At 63.1% G+C, this 1619-nt stretch carries 2 protein-coding genes; one reads left to right on the top strand and one right to left on the bottom strand.

The annotated features are described in order from the left end of the window. Positions 1-651 (bottom strand): SDR family NAD(P)-dependent oxidoreductase (locus tag J0I79_RS00110; protein ID WP_292854145.1); only part of this gene is annotated, 651 nt, incomplete at its 3' end. Positions 652-835: 184 nt separating this feature from the next. On the opposite strand from J0I79_RS00110, the gene J0I79_RS00105 reads away from it, so the two are divergent. After that, positions 836-1619, top strand: a 784-nt coding sequence (locus tag J0I79_RS00105) for a sugar ABC transporter substrate-binding protein (protein ID WP_292854143.1), incomplete at its 3' end; no start/stop codon positions are given.

Raw genomic sequence — 1619 nt, 5'->3', positions numbered from 1 at the left:
GCTCGACCGCACGCTCGCCCAGGCGATGCCGCCGGTCAGGAAGGGCGTCCAGCGGCCGAAATCGTAGCCGACGCGGCCGCGCAGGCTGGCGAGATATTCGAGCTGCTGGTTGGCCGTCCCCGCCTCGGTCGCCCGGTAGGACAGGACCTGCGCCAAGTCCTCGGCGCCGGCGAAGGACATGTCGAGCTCGACGCCCAGCATCAGGCGGGACGCAAAATGGTGCTCGTAACCGACCTGCACGCCGCCGAAGAACGCACCGTAGGGCGTCGTACCGCCAGCCGTCGCGACGCCGATCGGGTCGGCGAAGGTCATCACCCCGGTCAGGTTGAGATCGAGTTCGTGCTCGATCCTGTCGGCCGTCAGCGCGCCAAGCGTCTCGGCGCGTGTCCAGCCGGCATTGTTGATGAGGATGTCGGGCACGCCGTCGCGGTCGAGTACGGTCTTGACGGCCGTCTCGACCGAAGCCCGGTCGAGCAGGTCGAAGACATGGCGCGAGGCAAGGCGAGGGCTTGCCAGCGCCTCCTCGGACTGGTCGCAACCGACGACCCGCGCACCCCTGTCGGCCAGCAGTTCCACGATCGCCGAGCCAAGGCCGCCGCCGGCGCCGGTGACAATGACGGTGCGGCCTTCGAATTCGGCTTTCGCAACCACGGCGCTCTCTCCTCCCACGGGTCAGGCTGATGCCGGCAGGCTAATGAAGAGAATGTAATTAAGCAACATAATAATCCGCTTGCATGCCGCCAATTCCTCGATAATGTAGGAAAGTCACATAAATCTTGTGCCGGTCATCGGCTCAAAGAGCGCAACCGCGCGGAATAAATGGGAGAGAGATCAGATGAGCCTTGGGAAATGGACTGTCGGCCTGATGGCCGGAATGAGCATGCTGGCCTTCGCGGCGCAGGCGAATGCAGGTGAAGTGCGCGTCACCGTCGCCGAATACAGCGCCAAGACCGGTCCGTATTTCGAGGAAGTGAAGAAGGAGTTCGAGGCGAAGAACCCAGGCATTACCGTCAAGTTCGAAGTGGTTCCGTGGGATGTGCTGCTGCAGAAGCTGACCACCGACATCACCGCCGGCACCAATGCGGATCTCTCCATCATCGGCACGCGCTGGCTGATCGATTTCGTCCAGCAGGATGTCGCCGAGCCGCTCGACAGCTATATCACGCCCGACTTCAAGGGTCGTTTCATCGACACCTTCCTGTCGCCCTCGATCATGAACGGCAAGACCTACGGCCTGCCGATCGCCGCTTCGGCGCGCGCCATGTATTACAACAAGGAGATCTTCGAGAAGGCAGGCATCGCCAAGCCGCCGGCGACCTGGGCCGAGCTGCAGGACGACGCGCGCAAGATCAAGGCGCTGGGCTCCGGCACGTTCGGCTTCGGCCTGCAGGGCAAGGAGATCGAGACCGACGTCTACTATTATTACGCGATGTGGTCGCAGGGCACCGAGATCCTCAACAAGGACGGCTCGTCGGGCCTCGGCACGCCGGGCGCGCTCGAAGCCGCCAAGCTCTACAAGTCGATGATCGACGAGGGGCTGACCGAGCCGGGCGTCACCTCCAACAACCGCGAGGATGTGCAGAACCTGTTGAAGCAAGGCAAGGTCGGCATGATGATCA

This window comes from Mesorhizobium sp., from assembly GCF_017306585.1.
Taxonomy (GTDB): domain Bacteria; phylum Pseudomonadota; class Alphaproteobacteria; order Rhizobiales; family Rhizobiaceae; genus Mesorhizobium.
This window is presented reverse-complemented; position numbering and strand designations above follow the sequence as displayed.